The sequence below is a fragment of the Streptomyces sp. SID8374 genome (assembly GCF_009865135.1).
Classification (GTDB): Bacteria; Actinomycetota; Actinomycetes; order Streptomycetales; family Streptomycetaceae; genus Streptomyces.
The window spans coordinates 998,298-1,016,187 of sequence record NZ_WWGH01000001.1 but is presented as its reverse complement, the minus strand read 5'-3'; the positions used below and the strand labels follow the sequence as shown (position 1 = coordinate 1,016,187).

Below are 17,890 nucleotides of genomic sequence, written 5' to 3'. Positions count from 1 at the left end.
GGTAGGCTCGTATGCAAGATGACAGAGGACCTCTCACCAGCTGAGCGATACCAGGCATCCCGCGCCCGTGCGGCCGAGATGGCGACGGCCCTCGGGCCCTTCCGGGAGATGTACGAGTTCGGACTGGACCCGTTCCAGATCGAGGCCTGCCAGGCCCTTGAGGCGGGCAAGGGGGTGCTGGTCGCCGCCCCGACGGGGTCGGGCAAGACGATCGTCGGCGAGTTCGCCGTGCACCTGGCCCTGGAGCAGGGCCGCAAGTGCTTCTACACCACGCCGATCAAGGCGCTCTCCAACCAGAAGTACGCCGATCTCGTCAAGCGGTACGGCGCGGACAAGGTCGGCCTGCTGACCGGCGACAACAGCGTCAACTCCGAGGCGCCGGTGGTCGTGATGACCACCGAGGTCCTGCGGAACATGCTGTACGCGGGCTCGCAGTCGCTCTCCGGCCTCGGCTATGTGGTCATGGACGAGGTGCACTACCTCTCCGACCGCTTCCGGGGCGCGGTGTGGGAGGAAGTGATCATCCACCTGCCGGAGTCGGTGACTCTGGTCTCCCTGTCGGCGACCGTGTCCAACGCCGAGGAGTTCGGCGACTGGCTGGACACTGTGCGCGGCTCCACCGAGGTGATCGTCTCCGAGCACCGGCCCGTGCCGCTCTGGCAGCACGTCATGGCCGGACGCAAGATGTACGACCTCTTCGAGGAGGCCACCGACCACGGCGGCCGGGGCGCCGGACGCCGCGAGGTCAACCCGGACCTGGTCCGGCTCGCTCGCATGGAGAACCAGAACGGCTACAACCCCCGTGACCGCCGCCGGGGCAAGATGGTCCGCGAGGCCGACCGCGAGCGCGAGCGGCGCCAGCGCAGCCGGATCTGGACGCCCGGCCGGCCCGAGGTCATCGAGAGGCTGGACAACGAGGGGCTGCTCCCGGCCATCACCTTCATCTTCAGCCGGGCCGGCTGCGAGGCCGCCGTCCAGCAGTGCATGTACGCGGGGCTCCGGCTCAACGACGAGGACAAGCGGCGGCTGGTGCGCGAGATCGTCGAGGAGCGGACGGCCTCCATCCCCGGCGAGGACCTGCACGTCCTGGGGTACTACGAGTGGCTCGAAGGGCTGGAGCGAGGCATCGCCGCGCACCACGCGGGCATGCTGCCGACCTTCAAGGAGGTCGTGGAGGAGCTGTTCGTACGGGGTCTGGTGAAGGCGGTCTTCGCCACCGAGACCCTGGCGCTCGGCATCAACATGCCCGCGCGCTCCGTGGTCCTGGAGAAGCTCGTCAAGTGGAACGGTGAGCAGCACGCCGACATCACCCCCGGCGAGTACACCCAGCTCACCGGCCGGGCCGGACGCCGTGGCATCGACGTCGAGGGCCACGCGGTGGTCCTGTGGCAGCGCGGCATGGACCCGACGGCGCTGGCCGGGCTCGCGGGGACACGTACGTATCCGCTGCGCTCCAGCTTCCGCCCCTCGTACAACATGGCGGTCAACCTGGTGCAGCAGTTCGGGCGGCACAGGTCGCGGGAGCTGCTGGAGACCTCGTTCGCCCAGTTCCAGGCGGACAAGTCCGTGGTCGGGATCTCGCGGCAGGTGCAGCGCAACGAGGAGGGGCTGGAGGGCTACAAGGAGGGCATGACCTGCCACCTCGGTGACTTCGAGGAGTACGCGCGGCTGCGCCGCGACCTCAAGGACCGGGAGACGGAGCTGGCCAAGCAGGGCGCGGCGCAGCGGCGGGCGGCGGCGGCCTCCTCGCTGGAGAAGCTGAAGCCGGGCGATGTCATCCATGTGCCGACGGGGAAGTTCGCGGGTCTCGCGCTGGTGCTGGATCCGGGTCTGCCCGCCGGGCGGGCCAACGGGCACCGAGGGTTCGACCACCACGACGGGCCGCGGCCGCTGGTGCTGACCGCCGAGCGGCAGGTCAAGCGGCTGGCCTCGATGGACTTCCCGGTGCCGGTGGAGGCGCTGGACCGGATGCGGGTCCCGAAGTCGTTCAACCCGCGCTCACCGCAGTCCCGGCGGGATCTGGCCTCCGCGCTTCGGACGAAGGCCGGGCACATCGTGCCCGACCGGCACCGCAAGGGCCGGGCGCCGGCCGCCGACGACCGCGAGATCGCCCGGCTGCGGACGGAACTTCGCGCGCACCCGTGCCACGGGTGCGACGAGCGCGAGGACCATGCGCGGTGGGCTGAGCGCTACCACCGGTTGCAGCGGGACACGCGGCAGCTGGAGCAGCGGATCGAGGGGCGGACGAACACGATCGCCCGGACCTTCGACCGGATCGTCGCGCTCCTGACCGAGCTGGACTACCTCCGGGGCAATGAGGTCACGGAGAACGGGCGGCGGCTGGCCCGCTTGTACGGGGAGCTGGACCTGCTGGCCAGTGAATGTCTGCGGGAGGGGGTCTGGGAAGGGCTCAACCCCGCCGAACTGGCGGCTTGCGTCTCGGCGTTGGTCTACGAGGCGCGCCAGGCGGACGACGCGGTGGCGCCCAAGCTGCCGTCCGGGCCCGCCAAGGTCGCCATGGGCGAGATGGTGCGGATCTGGGGGCGGCTGGACGCGCTGGAGGAGGACTTCAAGATCAACCAGACGGAGGGGGTCGGACAGCGCGAGCCCGATCTCGGCTTCGCCTGGGCGGTCTACATGTGGGCCTCCGGGCGCACGCTGGACGAGGTGCTGCGCGAGGCGGAGATGCCGGCGGGAGACTTCGTACGGTGGTGCAAGCAGGTGATCGACGTGCTGGGGCAGGTGGCTGCGGCGGCTCCTCGGGAGGGGAGTGCGGGGGCGAGTTCTGTTTCTCGTAATGCGCGGAAGGCGGTTGATTCGGTGTTGCGGGGGGTTGTGGCTTACAGCTCTGTGGGCTGATGCCGGTGCGGGGCGGGGCCGGTGGGGTGCGGGGCGGGGGTGGTGGGTCGCCCGCGGCGGGCCTGTTCCCCTACCCGCCCCTTCCCGAAACCGGGGCCCCGCCCCGGGCCCTGCTCCTCAGGCGCCGGAGGGGCTGGGGGTGAGGCGGGGCACTGTCCCGGGCCCTGCTCCTCAGGCGCCGGAGGGGCTGGGGGTGAGGCGGGGCGCTGCCCCGGACCCCGCTCCTCAGGCGCCGGAGGGGCTGGGGGAGCCGCGCCGCAGAGGGGGGAAGTCATGCCTGAGGGGCGGGGGAAGCGCCGACGCCGCAAGGGCTGAAAGTGGCCGGGCTTGTCACGTGTTGCGGCTTCTCATCGCCGCTCCGGCGCAGACCAGGCCCAGCAGCACCGTCAGTCCGCCGACGATGATGTTGTTGATCACGACTCCCGTGTCCGGGCTGCTTCCGACCACCCAGGTCGACACGATGACCCACGCACCGATCGCGCACATCGCCCAGCTCAGGCCGTACATCCGCTCGGGCATCACGGTGAAGCCCAGGGCCAGGACGGCGATCGCGATACCCATCACGAGGTTGTGCGTCACCAGGGCGGGCTGGCTGGCCGTGAAGTGGAGCACCCACGGGGAGACGGCGCAGTAGAGGCCGACGAGGAACACCGGCGCGTCCACCAGGGCCACATCGCGGCCGCCCATCATCTTGTCGTACCGTGCGCGCATTTCGGAGGCGTCGGGGTGGCCCGATATGTCACCCCTGAGGTCACTCCTGGCGTCCGAGACGTTGCTCATGAGATTTCGTCTCCTTCGGTCCTGCGGGCCCCGACGCCGCGCGGAGTGCGCGCCAGGCACCCATATATCCATTCTGCTCTTATCTGCCCCTTATGTGCACCCTGTGTGTATCCCCGGACAGGACGAAGGGCGGTGGGCCGCAGAGAATCGCGGCCCACCGCCCTTCGTCACACCCCTGGGGTTACTTCGGGGGCATCAGGACCGAGTCGACGATGTACACCGTCGCGTTGGCGGTCGGGACGTTGCCGCAGACGACCTTCGAGGCGTCGTTCACGGTGTACTCCGTGCCCGAACCGGCCGTCGTCAGCTTGCTCTTCTCCAGCGTGTCGAAGGAGCCCTTCTCCAGCTGCTTCGGCGTCAGCTTCTCGCCCACCACGTGGTATGTGAGGACCTTGGTCAGCTCGGCCTTGTCGGCCAGCAGGGCGTCCAGGTCGGCCTTCGGGATCTTGGCGAAGGCGTCGTTGCTCGGGGCGAACACCGTGATGTTCTCGGCGTTGTTGAGCGTGTCGACCAGGCCGGCCTGCTTCACCGCGGTCACCAGCGTCGACAGCTCCGGGTTGTTCGAGGCGGCCGTCGCGACCGGGTCCTTCGCCATGCCGTCGAACGAGCCCGCGCCGTCCTGCGGCACGGACGCACAGCCCGGGCCGAACGGCTTGTCCGTGGTCATGGAGTCGTCGGCCGAGGCGCTCGTCGAGGCGGCCGCGCTCGGGGTGGAGCCCGCGGCCGAGTCCTTGGAGGAGTCCCCCGAGGAGCAGGCGGTCAGGGCCAGCGGCAGCACGGCTGCGGCGGCCACGGCGACGGCGGTGCGGCGGAAGTGGAGGGTGTTCATGGTGTTTCTCCTGGATCGATGGTCTTGAGCGGGAGGGGACGGGAGGAGACGGAGGTGCTCAGGGGAGAGGTGGGTGGGGAGGGGCGCGGTGCGGCGCCGGCGCCGGCGTTCCGTGGTCCGTCTCCCAGCCGCAGGAGACGGACCCGGTGCCGGAGCCGGTCGTCCGACCAGGAGCCGCCTCGCTCCTGCGGCCGGCCCGGCGCCCCCGACCGGTGGCGGCGCACCGCACGAACGGCTCCCCGGCCGTCCGTGCGGCGCTGCCGCCGCCGACCGCGCCGCAGACCGGAGCCCCCGACGGGGTGGACCGCCGGCCCGCCCCGCCCACCGCGGTGACCGGCGCCGGCCGGTGCACGTGGGGCGCGGAGGGCGAGGGGGCGGCACACCGCGCACCGGGCCCGGAGGCCGGGCCGCCGGGCGCGGCGAACAAGGCGCGCGCCGGGCGGGACCGCCGGGACCCGAGGGTCCCGTCCGTCCGCGAGGTGTTCCGATCTGCTCTCACGTAAGGGATTCGGCGCGGGGCTCCCCGCGGATTGGTCCGGCGGGTGCATTCACTCGATCGAGGTACTTCCGATCATCGACCAATCCTTTCGGCCACCTGCGACGAATGGAGTGCGAGGAGCGTCTCGGTACTGCTCCGAACAGCGCAGAAGGACCGGAGGGAGCCCGGGATGGCACGGGAGCGGCGGCGGACAGCCGTGGTGGGCAGCGGAGTGGCGGGACTGACCGCAGCGCACGTTCTGCGGAGGGCCCACGACGTCACGCTGTACGAGGCGGACGACCGTATCGGCGGCCACGCCCACACGCATGAGCTGGACGCCTCCGACGGCCGGGTGCACCGTGTCGACTCGGGCTTCATCGTGCACAACCGGCGGACCTACCCCCACCTGCTGCGGCTCTTCGACGAACTGGGCGTCGCCACCCAGGAGTCCGAGATGTCGATGTCCGTACGGTGTGAAGGGTGCGGCCTGGAGTACTCGGGCGCCCGCGGGCCCGCCGGGCTCTTCGCCCAGCCGCGCTCGGCCCTGCGCGGCCCCTACCTCCGGATGCTCGCCGAGGTGACCCGCTTCCACCGTGCCGCCCGCGCGCTGCTGGAGCTTCCGGAGGGGCCGGCCACCGACATGACGCTGGGCGAGTTCGCCCGGCGCGGCCGCTTCTCCCGGTACTTCCGCGCCCACTTCCTCACCCCCATGGTCTCCGCCGTCTGGTCCTGCGACCCGGTCACCGCCCTGCGCTACCCGGCCCGCTACCTCTTCGCGTTCCTGTCCCACCACGGCATGCTCGCCATCGGCGGCTCCCCGGTCTGGCGGACCGTCACCGGCGGCTCGCGCGCGTACGTGGAGCGCGTCGCCAAGCAGCTCACCGCCGTCCACACCGCGACCCCGGTCCGCGCCGTCACCCGCCACGCGGACGGCGTCGACCTCACCACCGAGGACGGCACGACCACCCCGTACGACGCCGTCGTCATCGCCACCCACCCCGACCAGGCGCTCCGGCTGCTGGCCGACCCGACCGACGCCGAACGGGAGACGCTCGGCGCCTTCACGTACTCCCGTAACCCCACACTCCTGCACACCGACACCACGCTGCTGCCCCGCAGCCGGGGCGCCCGGGCCTCCTGGAACTACCTGATGCCCTCCTGCGCCGCCGACGCCGACCGGGTCACCGTCAGCTACGACATGAACCGGCTCCAGCGACTCGACGCGCCCGAGACCTTCGTCGTCACGCTGAACGGCTCCGACCGGGTCGACCCCGATTCGGTACGGGCCCGCATGGTCTACGAACACCCCGTCTACACCCCGGAGTCGGTGTCCGCCCAGGCCCGGCTGCCCGCCCTCTCCGGGCCCGTCACCGCCTTCGCGGGGGCGTACCACGGCTGGGGTTTCCACGAGGACGGCTGCCGCTCGGGGGCCGAGGCCGCCGCGGCGCTGGGGGTGGAGTGGTGATCGGCCCCGAGGGTGCCCTGTACCCGTGCACCATCACGCACGTACGGACGCGGCCGAGCAAGTACGCGCTACGGCACCGGACCTACCTGTGGCTCATCGACCCGGACGCCCCGCCCCGGCTGCCGCGCGCCCTGCGGCCCCTGGCCCGGTTCGAGGCGCGGGACCATTTCGGCGGCACCGCACCCACCATCCGGGCCGGGCTCAGCCGGTTCCTGGAAGCCCGTGGGGTGGACCTCGCCGACTCCACCGTCACCATGCTCACCCAGGCCCGCGTCCTCGGCCATGTCTTCAACCCGCTCACCGTCTACTGGTGCCGCCGCGCCGACGGCTCCCCGCTCTGCGTCGTGGCCGAGGTGCACAACACGTACGGCGAACGCCACGGCTATCTGCTCCACCCGGACGGCGAGCACCGGGCCACGGTCGGCAAGGAGTTCTACGTCTCGCCGTTCTTCCCCGTGGACGGCGGGTACCGGATGCGGCTGCCCGAACCCGGCGAGCGGCTGGACCTGAGCGTCCATCTGGAGCGCGACGGGGCCCGCCCGTTCACCGCGACCGTACGGGGCACCCGCCGCCGGGCCACCCCCCGGGCACTGGCCCGCCTCGCCCTGCGCCACCCCTTCTCCACCCTCGCCGTCTCCCTCGCCATCCGGCTGCACGGCATCCGGCTCTACCTGCGCGGCCTCCCCGTGCAGCCCCGTCCCCAGCACCGCCCACAGGAAGGCATGCAGTGACCGCGCCCACCCACCAGCTGCCGGCAGACCGGACCCCCGACCCGGCAGACCGGACCGCCGATCCTGCGGGACAGACCGCCCATCCCTCGGGGCAGGTCCCCGCGCCGAGGGGCCAAGCCCCCGCACCGGCCGGACAGCAGTCGCCCGACCCCGAGCGCTGGCCCGACATCGTCACCCGGCCCCGCGCCTCCCGCGCCCGTACCGCCGTCGCCCGACGCATCGTCCGCCACGCGCTCGCGAAGCTCCCCCTGCGCGCCCGGCTCGCCGGTGTGGAGGACATCGGCCTCGGCGGGCCGCTCATGGACATCCGCGATCCCGACGCCTTCTTCGGGCGGATCGGCGCGAGCGGGCTCATCGGGTTCGGCGAGTCCTACATGGCCGGTGAGTGGGACGCCCCCGACCTCGTGGCCGTCCTCACCGTCCTCGCCGACAACGCCGCCGAACTGATCCCCGCCCCGCTCCAACGGCTCCGCTCCCTCTGGGCGCTGCGCAAGCCCGAGGCGCAGCTCAACACCCCCGAAGGCTCGCGGGACAACATCAGCCACCACTACGACCTCTCCAACGACCTCTTCGCCCTCTTCCTGGACGAGACGCTCTCCTACTCCTCCGCCGTCTTCCGCGGCTTCCCCGCCGAGCAGGCCCTGCTGCCCGCCGCCCAGCACCGCAAGATCGACCGGCTGCTGGACTCCGCCGGCGTCGGCGAGGGAACCCGGCTCCTGGAGATCGGCACCGGCTGGGGCGAACTCGCCATCCGGGCCGCCGCCCGTGGCGCCCGCGTCACCACCGTCACCCTCTCCGCCGAACAGCGCGAACTGGCCCGGACCCGGATCAGCGAGGCCGGGTTCGCGGACCGGGTCGAGGTCCGGCTCAGCGACTACCGCCAGGTCACCGGCGCGTACGACGCCATCGTCAGCGTCGAGATGATCGAGGCGGTCGGCGAGGAGTTCTGGCCCGTCTACTTCGAGACCCTGGACCGGCTGCTCGCCCCCGGCGGCCGGATCGCCCTCCAGGCCATCACCATGCCGGACGACCGGCTGCGCGCCAGCCGCTCCACGTACACCTGGATCCACAAGTACATCTTCCCGGGCGGACTGCTGCCCTCCACCGAAGCGATCGAACGGGTCACCACCGAGCACACCCGGCTGCGGACCGCCCAGCGCATCGGCTACGGCGCGCACTACGCCGAGACGCTGCGCCTGTGGCGCGAACGGTTCACCGAGCGGTCCGCCGAGGTCGACGCCCTCGGCTTCGACGCCGTCTTCCGCCGGATGTGGACCTTCTACCTGGCCTACTCCGAGGCGGGCTTCCGCTCCGGCTACCTCGATGTGCAGCAACTGCTCCTGACCCGCGAGCCCGCCGACCGGACCGGCGGCGCACCGGCCGGTGACCCGACCCACCAGGAGACCCTGTGACCACCACCGCCCCCAGGCCCCCCGCTGTGCCCGCCGCCCGCCGCATCCCCACCGGCGCCGCCCAGCGCCTCGAACCCCTGGCCGAGCGGCTGCTCGGCGGCGGGCTGCCGGTCCGGGTACGGATGTGGGACGGCAGCGAGGCCGGGCCCGAGGACGCCCCCACGGTCCATGTACGCTCCCGGCGCGCGCTGCGCCGCCTGCTCTGGGAGCCGGGCGAACTGGGCCTGGCGGAGGCGTACATCACCGGCGAGATCGACCTCGACGAAGACCTCGGCGACGGGCTGCGCGCCATGCGCCGCGCGATCGACGAACGCGGCCTCACCCCGCCCGCGCCCGGCCTCGCCGACCGTCTCAGAGCGGCGGGCACCGCCCTGCGCCTCGGTGCCGTAGGGCCCCGCCCGCCGGTGCCCGCGGCCCGGGCCGGGCTGCGCGGGGCGCTGCACAGCAAGGCCCGGGACCGGGCGGCGATCAGCCACCACTACGACCTGTCCAACGCCTTCTACGCGCTGCTCCTCGACGAGACCATGGCGTACTCCTGCGGCTACTGGACCAGCGACGCACCCGGTTACGGCCCGGCCGACGCGCAGCGCGACAAGCTGGAGCTGATCTGCCGCAAGCTCGGACTGCGGCCCGGCGCCCGTCTGCTGGACATCGGCTGCGGCTGGGGCTCGCTGACCCTGCACGCGGCCCGGCACCACGGTGTCCGGGTCACCGCCGTCACGCTCGCCGCCGAACAGGCCGCGTACGTACGGGAGCAGGTGACGGCACGCGGTCTGGAGGAGCTGGTCGAGGTCCTCAACATCGACTACCGCGACATCGCGGAGCGGCCGGAGACCCGGGGCACGTACGACGCCGTCTCCACCATCGAGATGGGCGAGCACGTCGGCGACGCCGAGTACCCGGCCTTCACCCGTATCCTGCACGACTCCCTGCGCCCGCAGGGCCGGGTGCTGGTCCAGCAGATGTCGCGCGGGGCCAACGCCCCGGGCGGCGGTGCGTTCATCGAGTCGTACATCGCCCCGGACATGCACATGCGGCCGGTCGGGGAGACCGTCGGACTGCTGGAGGGAGCGGGTCTCGAAGTGCGGGACGTCGAGGCCCTGCGTGAGCACTACGTCCTGACCGTGGACGCCTGGCGGCGGACGCTGGAGGAGCGCTGGGCGGAGTTCACCGACCTGGTGGGGGAGGAGACCGCGCGCGTCTGGCGGCTCTATCTCGTCGGCGGCGCCCTCGCGTTCGAGGAGCGGCGCATGGGCGTCGACCAGATCCTGTGCGTACGTCCCGGCCGGGCCGGTGACGCCGGGATGGAGCCGACCCGTCGGGACTGGTACGGGGCACACCGGTGAGCGGCTTCGCCTGGGCCGCGTTCGCGAGCGGGCTCGCGGGCGCGGCCGGTGCCGCCCTCGCCGTCATGCTGGTCACCTTCGCCATCGCCCTGAAGAAGGGTGTCCACCGCATCGTCGACGTGGCGTGGGGCATCGGCTTCGCCGCCGTCGCCCTCGTCTCGTACGGCCTCTCGGCCGGTGAGGGCGACGACGTACGGCGCCTGGTGGTGACGGTCCTGACCGTGGTCTGGGGCCTGCGGCTCGCCGTCCACATCGGCCGGCGCGGGCGCGGCCACGGGGAGGACCCGCGCTACGAGAAGATGCTCGCCAAGGCCCCCGGCAACCCCCAGCTCTACGCCCTGCGCAAGGTCTACCTGCTCCAGGGCGCGCTGGTCTGGCTGGTCTCGCTGCCCGTCCAGGCCGCGCAGTATCTGACCGGGCCCCTGGAGCGGTGGGCCTGGGCGGGTGCGGTCCTGTGGGCGGTCGGGCTCGCCTTCGAGGGGATCGGTGACCACCAGCTCGCCCGCTTCAAGGCCGACCCCGCCAACAAGGGGAAGATCATGGACCGGGGCCTGTGGTCGTGGACCCGGCACCCGAACTACTTCGGCGACTTCCTTGTCTGGTGGGGCCTGTTCCTCTTCGTCTGCCAGGCGCCCACTGCCGCCGCCGCGACGGTCGTGGCCCCGCTGGTGATGACCTTCCTGCTGACGAAGGGGAGCGGGGCGGCCCTGCTGGAGCGTCACATGGCCGACCGTCCGGGCTTCACCGAGTACCAGGCCCGGACCAGCGGGTTCTTCCCCCGGCCGCCGCGGCGCGGCTGACATCCGTGGAGGGCCTGTAGGCGATCACGCGTACAGGCCCTCACTCCAGCCCGCGCGCCCTCTCGAACCGTGCCCGCGCCTCGCCCAGGTCCACCACCGGCGCCGGATAGTCCAGCCCCTCCACCTTCCATGGCTCATGGACGGCAGACCCCTTCACCTCCGCCAGCTCCGGCACCCACCGCCGTACGTAGTCGCCGTGCGGGTCGTAGCGCTTCGCCTGGGTCACCGGGTTGAGGACCCGGTTGGGGCGGGTGTCCGTGCCGGTGCCCGCGACCCACTGCCAGTTGAGCTGGTTGTTGGCGATGTCGCCGTCGACCAGCAGCTCCAGGAAGTGGCGGGCGCCCACGCGCCAGTCCACGTACAGCGTCTTGGTGAGGAAGCTCGCGGCGAGCAGCCGGCCCCGGTTGTGCATCCACCCCTCGTGCGCCAGCTGCCGCATCGCCGCGTCCACCACGGGATACCCGGTCCGGCCGGTCTTCCAGGCGGTGATCTCGTCCTCGTCCGAGCGCCAGTTGTCGTGGCGCGGCCGGTAGTCGGACCAGGAGGCGTCGTGGCGGGCGGCGAGGACCTGGTGGTGGAAGTCGCGCCAGGCCAGCTGCCTGACGAACGCCTCGCCGCCGGGTCCGCCCTTCTCCTGGGCGCGGGTGGCCAGTTCGGCGGCGGAGACCGTACCGAAGTGGAGGTGCGGGGAGAGCCGGGAGGTGGCGTCCCCGGCGAGGTCGTCGTGGCCGTCCGCGTAGTCGTCCATGTCGCCGTTGAGCCAGGACGTCACCAGCTTGCGGGCCATCTGCTCGCCGCCCTCGGCGAGGCCGGGCGAGGTGTTCTTGATGTCGGCCCGGGTGAGGAGGGGGTCGGAGGGGAGCTCGCCGTCCGGGAGCCGGACCGTGCGGGGTGCGGTCAGTGTGCCCCGTACCCCCGCCGCCTCCCAACGGCGGAAGTACGGGGTGAACACCGCGAAGTGGTCCTTGCCCGTCGGGACCACCCGGCCCGGAGCGAGCGCGGTGACCACCGCGTCATGGATGCGCAGGTCGCAGCCGGTGTCCGCCAGGGCGGTACGCAGCTGTTCCTCACGCCGTGCCGCGTACCCGCTCACTCCGGCGGCCATGTGCACCGCCCCCGCCCCGGTCTCCTCGACCAGCCGGCGCACCTCCTCCGCCACCGCGCCCGTACGGACGATGAGCCGGCCGCCCCGCTTCCGCAGCCCGGCGTCCAGGTCCGCCAGGCAGTCGGCTAGGAAGGCGAGCCGGTTGGGGGCGTCGAACCCGGCCCGGTGGACCGCGTCGTCCCGGACGAAGAGCGGGACGACCCGGCCCGCGTCCCGCAGGGCGGAACGCAGTACCGGGTTGTCGTGCAGACGCAGATCGGAGGTGAACAGCACCACCGCGACGTTCATGGAACGGGTGCTCCTTGCAGAGAGGGTGGATCAGGCCGTCGGGAAGTCCATCAGGGCCACCGGGTCGGAGGTCGGTTCGGCCGATCCGCCCGCCGGTTCGACCGTGATGCCCATGCCCGTCGCCCGGTCCACGGGGCCGTCCAGCAGCACCGCGTCATCGCTCGCCGACGGGTTCATCAGACCGGCCGAACGCATGGTGCCGTCGTCGTTGAACCAGAGCTGGTACACCTTGCCGCTCGGCGGCCGCTCCATCCCCGAGGCCAGGAACACCGCCCGGTTCTCCTGCTGCGAGACGACGACGGTGCCGCGTGCGCCGCCGGTCAGCTCGCCCGAGCTGGTCTTCGCGTCCGGGGCGGAGAGCACCTGGGCCAGCTGCTGGTTCTGCCGCTGGGCCTGGTTGGCCTCCTGGCGGGCGTCCTGCGCCACCTGGTTCTGCCACACCGCCACCCCGCCGAAGGCGGCCGCCGCCGCGATGCAGGCGGCCAGCGCGTAGGTGGTCCAGCGGCCGGTGCGGCCACCGCCTCCCGTACGCCCTGGTCTGCCGTGCGACGGGACCTCCTGCCGTACGGTCGTGATCTCCCGCAGGACCCTCTCGCGCAGCTCGCGCGGCGGGCTCTCGGCGACGGCGAGGCCGAGCCGGGCGGCCGTGGCCGACAGCTCCCGCACCTCCTGGGTGCAGGCCTCGCAGTCGCCCAGATGCCGCTCGAACTCGCGGCGCTCGTCCTCCGGCAGCGCATGCAGGGCATAGGCCCCGGTCAGCGTGTGCAGTTCGGCCGTGCTCATGCGCTCACCCCCAGGCAGTCGCGCAGCCGGATCAGGCCGTCGCGGAGTCGTGTCTTGATGGTGCCCAGCGGCACGGTGAGGAGTTCCGCCACCTCACGGTAGGTCAGCCCCCGGTAGTAGGCCAGGGTCACGGACTGCCGCTGGAGTTCGGACAGGGTCCGCAGACAGCGGCGTACCTGCTCTCTCTCCAACCGTGTCTCCACCTGTTCGGAGACCTCGTCGAAGGCGGGCGTCCGGTCCAGCAGCGCCGCCTTGTGCTCCCGCGCCGCCGACGCCTCCGCCGAGCGGACCCGGTCGACGGCCCGGTGGTGGGCGAGGGTCAGCACCCAGTTCATGGCGCTGCCCCGGGCGGCCTGGAAGCGGGGGGCGGTACGCCACACCTCGACCAGGACCTCCTGGGCGACCTCCTCCGACTGGGCCGGGTCGCGCAGGACGCTGCGTACGAGGCCGAGCACGGGCCCGGAGACCGCGTCGTACACCCTGGCGAACGCGTCCTGGTCCCCCCGCGCGACCAGCACCATCAGTTCTTGCAGGTCAGGCTCTGGCGAGGGCACCCCGCTGATCTGTACGGCTTGGTTCACGCGGGTTTCCTCCCGGGACGTCATCGGTTCCGGAAATTGATTCGGAGCCGATGGCCGTCCGGATTGGTCCGATGCCCGCGATCTTTCCAGAACCGGTCCCGCCCGGCGCTGCGACGCAGCGGCGCGTTTCAGCCGTGCTGCCCCTGCGGCCGGTCCGCGCCCCGGCGGAGGGCGCGCAGGCCGAGGAAGAGCAGCACCCCGAACGGCGAGAGCAGGATCGTCAGCACGAGCAGCGGGCCCATCAGCCACGGCGAGAACCCCAGCTTCCGGCTCTGGAGGAACATCCACTGGCCGACCAGCAGATCCCAGGCGATCACCTGCGCCCACAGGGCTCCGGCACCTTCGGCCAGCGCCGTCAGCTCCTGGAAGGTGCCGAGGTCCGGGGCGCTCACCGCCGTCCAGAGCTCCGGGAAGACCTGGACGGCCAGGACGGTGTAGAGGGCGAGGAGCGGCAGGACCGTCAGCGGTGAGGAGACGATCCGGGTGGTGACCGACCAGGCCGGGGCGAAGATCATCAGCAGCCAGAAGGGTGCGGCCAGATAGAACGTGATGTCGAAGAGGGTGCCGGTCATGCCGTGAACTCCTTGCTGTCGGAAGCGGGTTCGGTCTCTGCGCGTACGGATACGGGTTCGGGTGCGGGGCGCAGCGCCGCCCACACCCCGGCCGCCACCGCCGCCAGGAGCACCCCGGCGGCTATGAGGGTCGCCGCGTCCGGGTGGATGAGGGGCTGCCCCCGCAGCGCCTGCCAGATGGTCAGCGCGACGAGCCCCGCGTACCCGACGGTCACCACCCGTACGAGACGCAGCCGCACCCCGGCGTCGCGCAGCCGGGCGAACCGGGGCGCGAGCACCACCAGGGCGATCAGGAACAGCGGGATCAGCTGGAGCGCGTGCATCCCCACGAAGTGCGGGATCCGCAGGTCGCCGCCGGTGGTGGACCAGCCGGTCAGCGGCATCGCGGGTCCGCCGTCCGGCACACCGACGGAGTGGGCGCCGATCACGTCGGTGGTGTCCAGGTTCCCGGCGGCCCGCTGCTCGGCGGTCGGCTGCGCCATCAGGAAGCCGACAGCCGCGCCCACCAGGGCGATCAGCACACCGCCCCGGATCGCCCAGGCCGTCGCCCGGTCGGCGAGCCGGGTGCGCAGCAGCAGGACGGCGATGACCAGGGTGGCCGCCCACAGGACGACGACGGTGAGCCCCATCACCGTGTACAGGGTCTCGTCGAAGGGGGTCTCGGCGTTGAAGTGGCTGCGCTTCCCCCGGATGACCTGCCCGGTGATGATCACCATCTCGACGAGGCTCGTGAGGACGACGACGTTCCCCGCCCACCAGCCGGTGCGGCGCCCCCAGGTCGTCTGCGCCAGCATCCAGGCCAGCGTCAGGCCGTAGGCGGCGAAGGAGACGTAGAACTTGAACGGCTTCGCCCAGATCGGGGCGCCCACCAGGACCCGGTCGTCGACCGCGAGGCCCACGGCGGAGACGAGTGCCCAGAGGGCCATCGCGGCGGAGAAGACGACTAACGGACGATGCCAGGAACGCCATGACGACATGAGGGACCCCCTGGGTGCTGTGTGCTTGCTCTGCACGGACATATGGATAGTGGTGCTTGCCGCTATCCGGTAGTGGCACTATCTATGATGGCGGTCTGATCTGGCAAGGGCGGAAAGGCGAACACGCGGTGCGCATCGGCGAGTTGAGTCGCAGGTCCGGGGTTCCGGTACCGACGATCAAGTTCTATGTACGGGAACGGCTTCTGCCCGCAGGGGAGCTGACGAGCCCCAACCAGGCGGACTACGGCCCCGGGCACGAACGGAGGCTGCGTCTGATCCGGGTCCTGCTGGAGGTCGGCGGCCTCTCGCTCGCGGCCATCGGCGAGGTCCTGGAGGCCGCGGACGACCCCGCGCAGCCGGTGATAAAGGTGCTGGGCCGGGCCTCGGAAGGCGTTCCCCCGCTCGGCGAGGGCGAGGCCGGGCCGGAGCTGGAACAGGCCCGGGAGGAGGTGGCCGAGCTGCTGCGGCGGCGCGGCTGGCAGGTCGATGAGGGGGCGGCGGCCGCCGAGTCGCTGGCCGGGGTGATCGCCGCGCTGCGCCGGGTCGGGCACGGCGGGTTCGCCGAGCTGATGGACGTCTACGCGGACGCGGCCGAGTCGGTCGCCCGCGTCGACCTCGACTACGTACAGCGCCGGGTGGCCCGCGAGGAGCTGGTGGAGAGCGTGGTCGTCGGGACGGTCCTGGGGGAGGCGATGTTCGGGGCGCTGCGCAGGCTGGCCCACGAGGACGTCTCGGTCCAGCGCTACGAGTCGCGGGCGGCGGGCGGGGGCGCTTCGGACGCTTGACGCCCGGCCGCGACCGGTGGGACATGCACGGACCCCGTCCGCCGAGGACGGCGGACGGGGCCCGGGTGCTTCCGGGTGCTGGGGCGGTCCTACGCGGCCGCGCCCGGCCCCTCCTGCTCGCGCTCCACCTGCTCGTTCCACTCGCGCTTGACCGCGCGCCAGGCGTCGTCGTTCTGGCCGAGGCGCCAGTAGCCGGAGATCGACAGCTGGGCGAGCGGGATCTGCCGCTCCACCCGCAGATAGCGGCGGATCTCCTTCACGAAGCCCGCCTCCCCGTGCACGAACGCCTGGACCTCGCCCTCGGGGAAGTCCAGCCCCTTCACCGCTGCGGTCAGCAGCTCGCCGACCGGGCGGTCGCCGCGGTGCAGCCAGGTCACGGCCACCCCGTCGGGCGTCACGATCTTCTGCTCCTCGGAGGCGTCCGGCACCTCGACGAAGGCGTGCACCAGGGCGCCCGCCGGCATCTGCTCCAGCGACGCGGCGATCGCCGGAAGGGCGCTCTCGTCGCCGGCCAGGAGGTGCCAGCCGGCCGAGGCCTGCGGGGCGTAACCGCCGCCGGGGCCGAGGAAAGTGACCTGCTCGCCGGCCTGGGCGCGCTGCGCCCAGGGGCCCGCGAGGCCCTCGTCGCCGTGGACGACGAAGTCGACGGCCATCTCCCGGGCCACCGGGTCCCACGAGCGGATCGTGTACGTCCGCGTGGTGGGCCACAGCTCGCGCGGGTGGCTCTCGCGGATGGCGGCGATGTCGAACGGGTGCGCGTAGTCCGCGCCCTCGGGCGCGAAGCACAGCTTGATGTAGTGGTCGGTGAAGCCGTCCAGGGAGAAGTCGGCGAGCCCCTCGCCGCCGAGGACCACACGCACCATGTGCGGGGTGATCTGCTCGGTGCGCACGACCTGCGCCCCCTGGGCCTTGGGTCCTTGCCGGGCCGGCCGCTCTGCCACGAGGTACTCCCTGGGTTTCGACGTACGGGCGCGCTCGTCGGTGGACGGGTGCGTGCGGCGTACGTATCGGCGCATGGGGCCGGACACCTCCGGCCCCGATGACTTAGGTATACCTAAGTTAACACCTCAGGCCTGGAGTGTGGTGAGGAGTCGCTGAAGCGCTCCGCCCAGCCCCCACTGGTCGGCAAGCGCTTCCAGGGCGGCCGGGTCGCGCGGCTCGCGCGGCAGCGCCGGGTCGAAATCGGGCAGCGGCACGTCCTGGGCCACCCGCACGACCTTGGGCGCGACCGCCACATAGTCCCGCGCCTCGTCCAGCCGCTTGCGCTGCGAGGGGGTGAGCTTGGCTTTCGGGTCGTCCACCGCCGCCATGATCCCGGCCAGGTCCCCGTACGCGTCCAGCAGCTTCGCCGCCGTCTTCTCACCGATGCCCGGCACGCCCGGCAGCCCGTCGCTCGGGTCGCCGCGGAGCAGGGCCAGGTCCACATAGCCCGCGCCGTCCACCCCGTACTTCTCGCGCAGCCACGCCTCGTCCGTCATCTGGAGCGTGCCGACCCCCTTGAGGGGATAGAGCACCCGCACCTGCCGGGCGTCGTCGACCAGCTGATAGAGGTCGCGGTCGCCGGTCACGATGTCCACGGGCCCGGCCGCCCGGGCGGTGAGCGTGCCGATCACGTCGTCCGCCTCGTACGGCGTGACACCGACCCGGGCGATGCCGAGCGCGGCCAGCACGTCCTCGATGATCGGGACCTGCGGGGAGAGCGTGTCGGGGATCTCCTCCTCGTCGCTCTGCCCCGCGGGCGTCTCGACGGCCACCCGGTGCGCCTTGTACGTCGGGATCAGGTCCACCCGCCACTGCGGGCGCCAGTCGTTGTCCCAGCAGGCGACCAGCTCGTCCGGCCGGTGGTCCTGGACCAGGCGGGCGATGAAGTCGAGGAGTCCGCGCGCGGCGTTGACCGGGGTCCCGTCGGGTGCGCGCACCGAGTCGGGGACGCCGAAATAGGCGCGGAAGTAGAGGGAGGCGGTGTCGAGGAGCATCAGGCGTCGCGTCACGGAACCGATGATGCCCCACACCACTGACAGTCGCCGTCGATGGCTGCCGGTGACCGGAAAACGCCCACGTCAGTGACCTGGATCACTCTTGTGTTTGGCCTGTGTAAG

At 72.2% G+C, this 17,890-nt stretch carries 17 protein-coding genes; 8 read left to right on the top strand and 9 right to left on the bottom strand.

Features of this window, described 5'->3' with window-relative positions; translation table 11 throughout:
- The first annotated feature begins 18 nt into the window (after positions 1–18).
- A complete protein-coding gene (locus tag GTY67_RS04550) occupies positions 19–2,859 on the top strand; it encodes a DEAD/DEAH box helicase (protein ID WP_093691632.1) in 2,841 nt (946 codons plus the stop codon).
- Positions 2,860–3,189: 330 nt separating this feature from the next.
- On the opposite strand, the gene GTY67_RS04545 is transcribed toward GTY67_RS04550, so the two are convergent.
- Positions 3,190–3,639 (bottom strand): SPW repeat protein, encoded by a 450-nt coding sequence (locus GTY67_RS04545; RefSeq protein WP_161277860.1) that lies wholly within the window; start codon positions 3,637–3,639, stop codon positions 3,190–3,192.
- 181 nt (positions 3,640–3,820) lie between these two features.
- The gene (locus GTY67_RS04540; protein ID WP_093691636.1) at positions 3,821–4,468 is read right to left on the bottom strand and encodes a fasciclin domain-containing protein; all 648 of its coding nucleotides are present in this window, start codon (positions 4,466–4,468) and stop codon (positions 3,821–3,823) included.
- 146 nt (positions 4,469–4,614) lie between these two features.
- Between GTY67_RS04540 and GTY67_RS04535 the strand changes: the two genes are divergently transcribed.
- The 6 genes from GTY67_RS04535 (at position 4,615) to GTY67_RS04510 (ending at position 10,700) form a co-directional block, all read left to right on the top strand.
- Positions 4,615–4,971 carry a hypothetical protein gene (locus GTY67_RS04535; protein WP_161277859.1) on the top strand — a complete coding sequence of 119 codons (357 nt, stop codon included), beginning with the start codon at positions 4,615–4,617 and terminating at the stop codon, positions 4,969–4,971.
- 165 nt (positions 4,972–5,136) lie between these two features.
- Positions 5,137–6,411 carry an FAD-dependent oxidoreductase gene (locus GTY67_RS04530; protein WP_161277858.1) on the top strand — a complete coding sequence of 425 codons (1,275 nt, stop codon included), beginning with the start codon at positions 5,137–5,139 and terminating at the stop codon, positions 6,409–6,411.
- The gene (locus GTY67_RS04525) at positions 6,408–7,142 is read left to right on the top strand and encodes a DUF1365 domain-containing protein (RefSeq protein ID WP_161277857.1); all 735 of its coding nucleotides are present in this window, start codon (positions 6,408–6,410) and stop codon (positions 7,140–7,142) included. Before GTY67_RS04530 ends, GTY67_RS04525 begins: the two co-directional genes overlap by 4 nt.
- Complete coding sequence (locus GTY67_RS04520; RefSeq protein ID WP_161277856.1) at positions 7,139–8,554, top strand: class I SAM-dependent methyltransferase; 1,416 nt, start codon at positions 7,139–7,141, stop codon at positions 8,552–8,554. Before GTY67_RS04525 ends, GTY67_RS04520 begins: the two co-directional genes overlap by 4 nt.
- Positions 8,551–9,900, top strand: a complete 1,350-nt coding sequence (locus GTY67_RS04515) for a cyclopropane-fatty-acyl-phospholipid synthase family protein (RefSeq protein WP_161277855.1) — start codon at positions 8,551–8,553, stop codon at positions 9,898–9,900. The genes GTY67_RS04520 and GTY67_RS04515 overlap by 4 nt, the downstream gene beginning before the upstream one ends.
- Positions 9,897–10,700, top strand: coding sequence for a DUF1295 domain-containing protein (locus GTY67_RS04510; protein WP_161277854.1), 804 nt, complete (start codon positions 9,897–9,899; stop codon positions 10,698–10,700). The genes GTY67_RS04515 and GTY67_RS04510 overlap by 4 nt, the downstream gene beginning before the upstream one ends.
- Before the next feature lie 40 nt (positions 10,701–10,740).
- On the opposite strand, the gene GTY67_RS04505 is transcribed toward GTY67_RS04510, so the two are convergent.
- From GTY67_RS04505 to GTY67_RS04485, 5 genes are all read right to left on the bottom strand, one after another.
- A complete protein-coding gene (locus GTY67_RS04505; protein WP_161277853.1) occupies positions 10,741–12,093 on the bottom strand; it encodes a deoxyribodipyrimidine photo-lyase in 1,353 nt (450 codons plus the stop codon).
- A 30-nt stretch (positions 12,094–12,123) separates the two neighbouring features.
- Positions 12,124–12,876 (bottom strand): anti-sigma factor, encoded by a 753-nt coding sequence (locus tag GTY67_RS04500; RefSeq protein ID WP_161277852.1) that lies wholly within the window; start codon positions 12,874–12,876, stop codon positions 12,124–12,126.
- The gene (locus GTY67_RS04495) at positions 12,873–13,481 is read right to left on the bottom strand and encodes a sigma-70 family RNA polymerase sigma factor (protein ID WP_176727500.1); all 609 of its coding nucleotides are present in this window, start codon (positions 13,479–13,481) and stop codon (positions 12,873–12,875) included. The genes GTY67_RS04500 and GTY67_RS04495 overlap by 4 nt, the downstream gene beginning before the upstream one ends.
- Before the next feature lie 104 nt (positions 13,482–13,585).
- On the bottom strand, positions 13,586–14,029 hold the full coding sequence (locus tag GTY67_RS04490; RefSeq protein WP_161277851.1) for an ABA4-like family protein: 444 nt from the start codon (positions 14,027–14,029) through the stop codon (positions 13,586–13,588).
- Complete coding sequence (locus GTY67_RS04485) at positions 14,026–14,955, bottom strand: hypothetical protein (RefSeq protein ID WP_202461318.1); 930 nt, start codon at positions 14,953–14,955, stop codon at positions 14,026–14,028. The genes GTY67_RS04490 and GTY67_RS04485 overlap by 4 nt, the downstream gene beginning before the upstream one ends.
- Positions 14,956–15,134: 179 nt before the next feature.
- Here GTY67_RS04485 and GTY67_RS04480 point away from each other — a divergent pair, with 179 nt between their 5' ends.
- A complete protein-coding gene (locus GTY67_RS04480) occupies positions 15,135–15,791 on the top strand; it encodes a MerR family transcriptional regulator (RefSeq protein WP_161277849.1) in 657 nt (218 codons plus the stop codon).
- An 89-nt stretch (positions 15,792–15,880) separates the two neighbouring features.
- On the opposite strand, the gene GTY67_RS04475 is transcribed toward GTY67_RS04480, so the two are convergent.
- Entirely contained in the window at positions 15,881–16,732 is an 852-nt protein-coding gene (locus GTY67_RS04475) for a siderophore-interacting protein (RefSeq protein WP_093691686.1), read from the bottom strand.
- Between the two features lie 126 nt (positions 16,733–16,858).
- Positions 16,859–17,767, bottom strand: a complete 909-nt coding sequence (locus tag GTY67_RS04470) for a 5'-3' exonuclease (RefSeq protein ID WP_202461694.1) — start codon at positions 17,765–17,767, stop codon at positions 16,859–16,861.
- Positions 17,768–17,890 lie beyond the last annotated feature (123 nt).

Coding starts and splice junctions, on each gene's coding strand:
- GTY67_RS04540 (WP_093691636.1), bottom strand. CDS start 4,468: ATGAACACCCTCCACTTCCGCCGCACCGCCGTCGCCGTGGCCGCCGCA.
- GTY67_RS04485 (WP_202461318.1), bottom strand. CDS start 14,955: ATGGCCCTCTGGGCACTCGTCTCCGCCGTGGGCCTCGCGGTCGACGAC.
- GTY67_RS04550 (WP_093691632.1), top strand. CDS start 19: ATGACAGAGGACCTCTCACCAGCTGAGCGATACCAGGCATCCCGCGCC.
- GTY67_RS04530 (WP_161277858.1), top strand. CDS start 5,137: ATGGCACGGGAGCGGCGGCGGACAGCCGTGGTGGGCAGCGGAGTGGCG.
- GTY67_RS04505 (WP_161277853.1), bottom strand. CDS start 12,093: ATGAACGTCGCGGTGGTGCTGTTCACCTCCGATCTGCGTCTGCACGAC.
- GTY67_RS04545 (WP_161277860.1), bottom strand. CDS start 3,639: ATGAGCAACGTCTCGGACGCCAGGAGTGACCTCAGGGGTGACATATCG.
- GTY67_RS04500 (WP_161277852.1), bottom strand. CDS start 12,876: ATGAGCACGGCCGAACTGCACACGCTGACCGGGGCCTATGCCCTGCAT.
- GTY67_RS04490 (WP_161277851.1), bottom strand. CDS start 14,029: ATGACCGGCACCCTCTTCGACATCACGTTCTATCTGGCCGCACCCTTC.
- GTY67_RS04470 (WP_202461694.1), bottom strand. CDS start 17,767: ATGCTCCTCGACACCGCCTCCCTCTACTTCCGCGCCTATTTCGGCGTC.
- GTY67_RS04495 (WP_176727500.1), bottom strand. CDS start 13,481: ATGACGTCCCGGGAGGAAACCCGCGTGAACCAAGCCGTACAGATCAGC.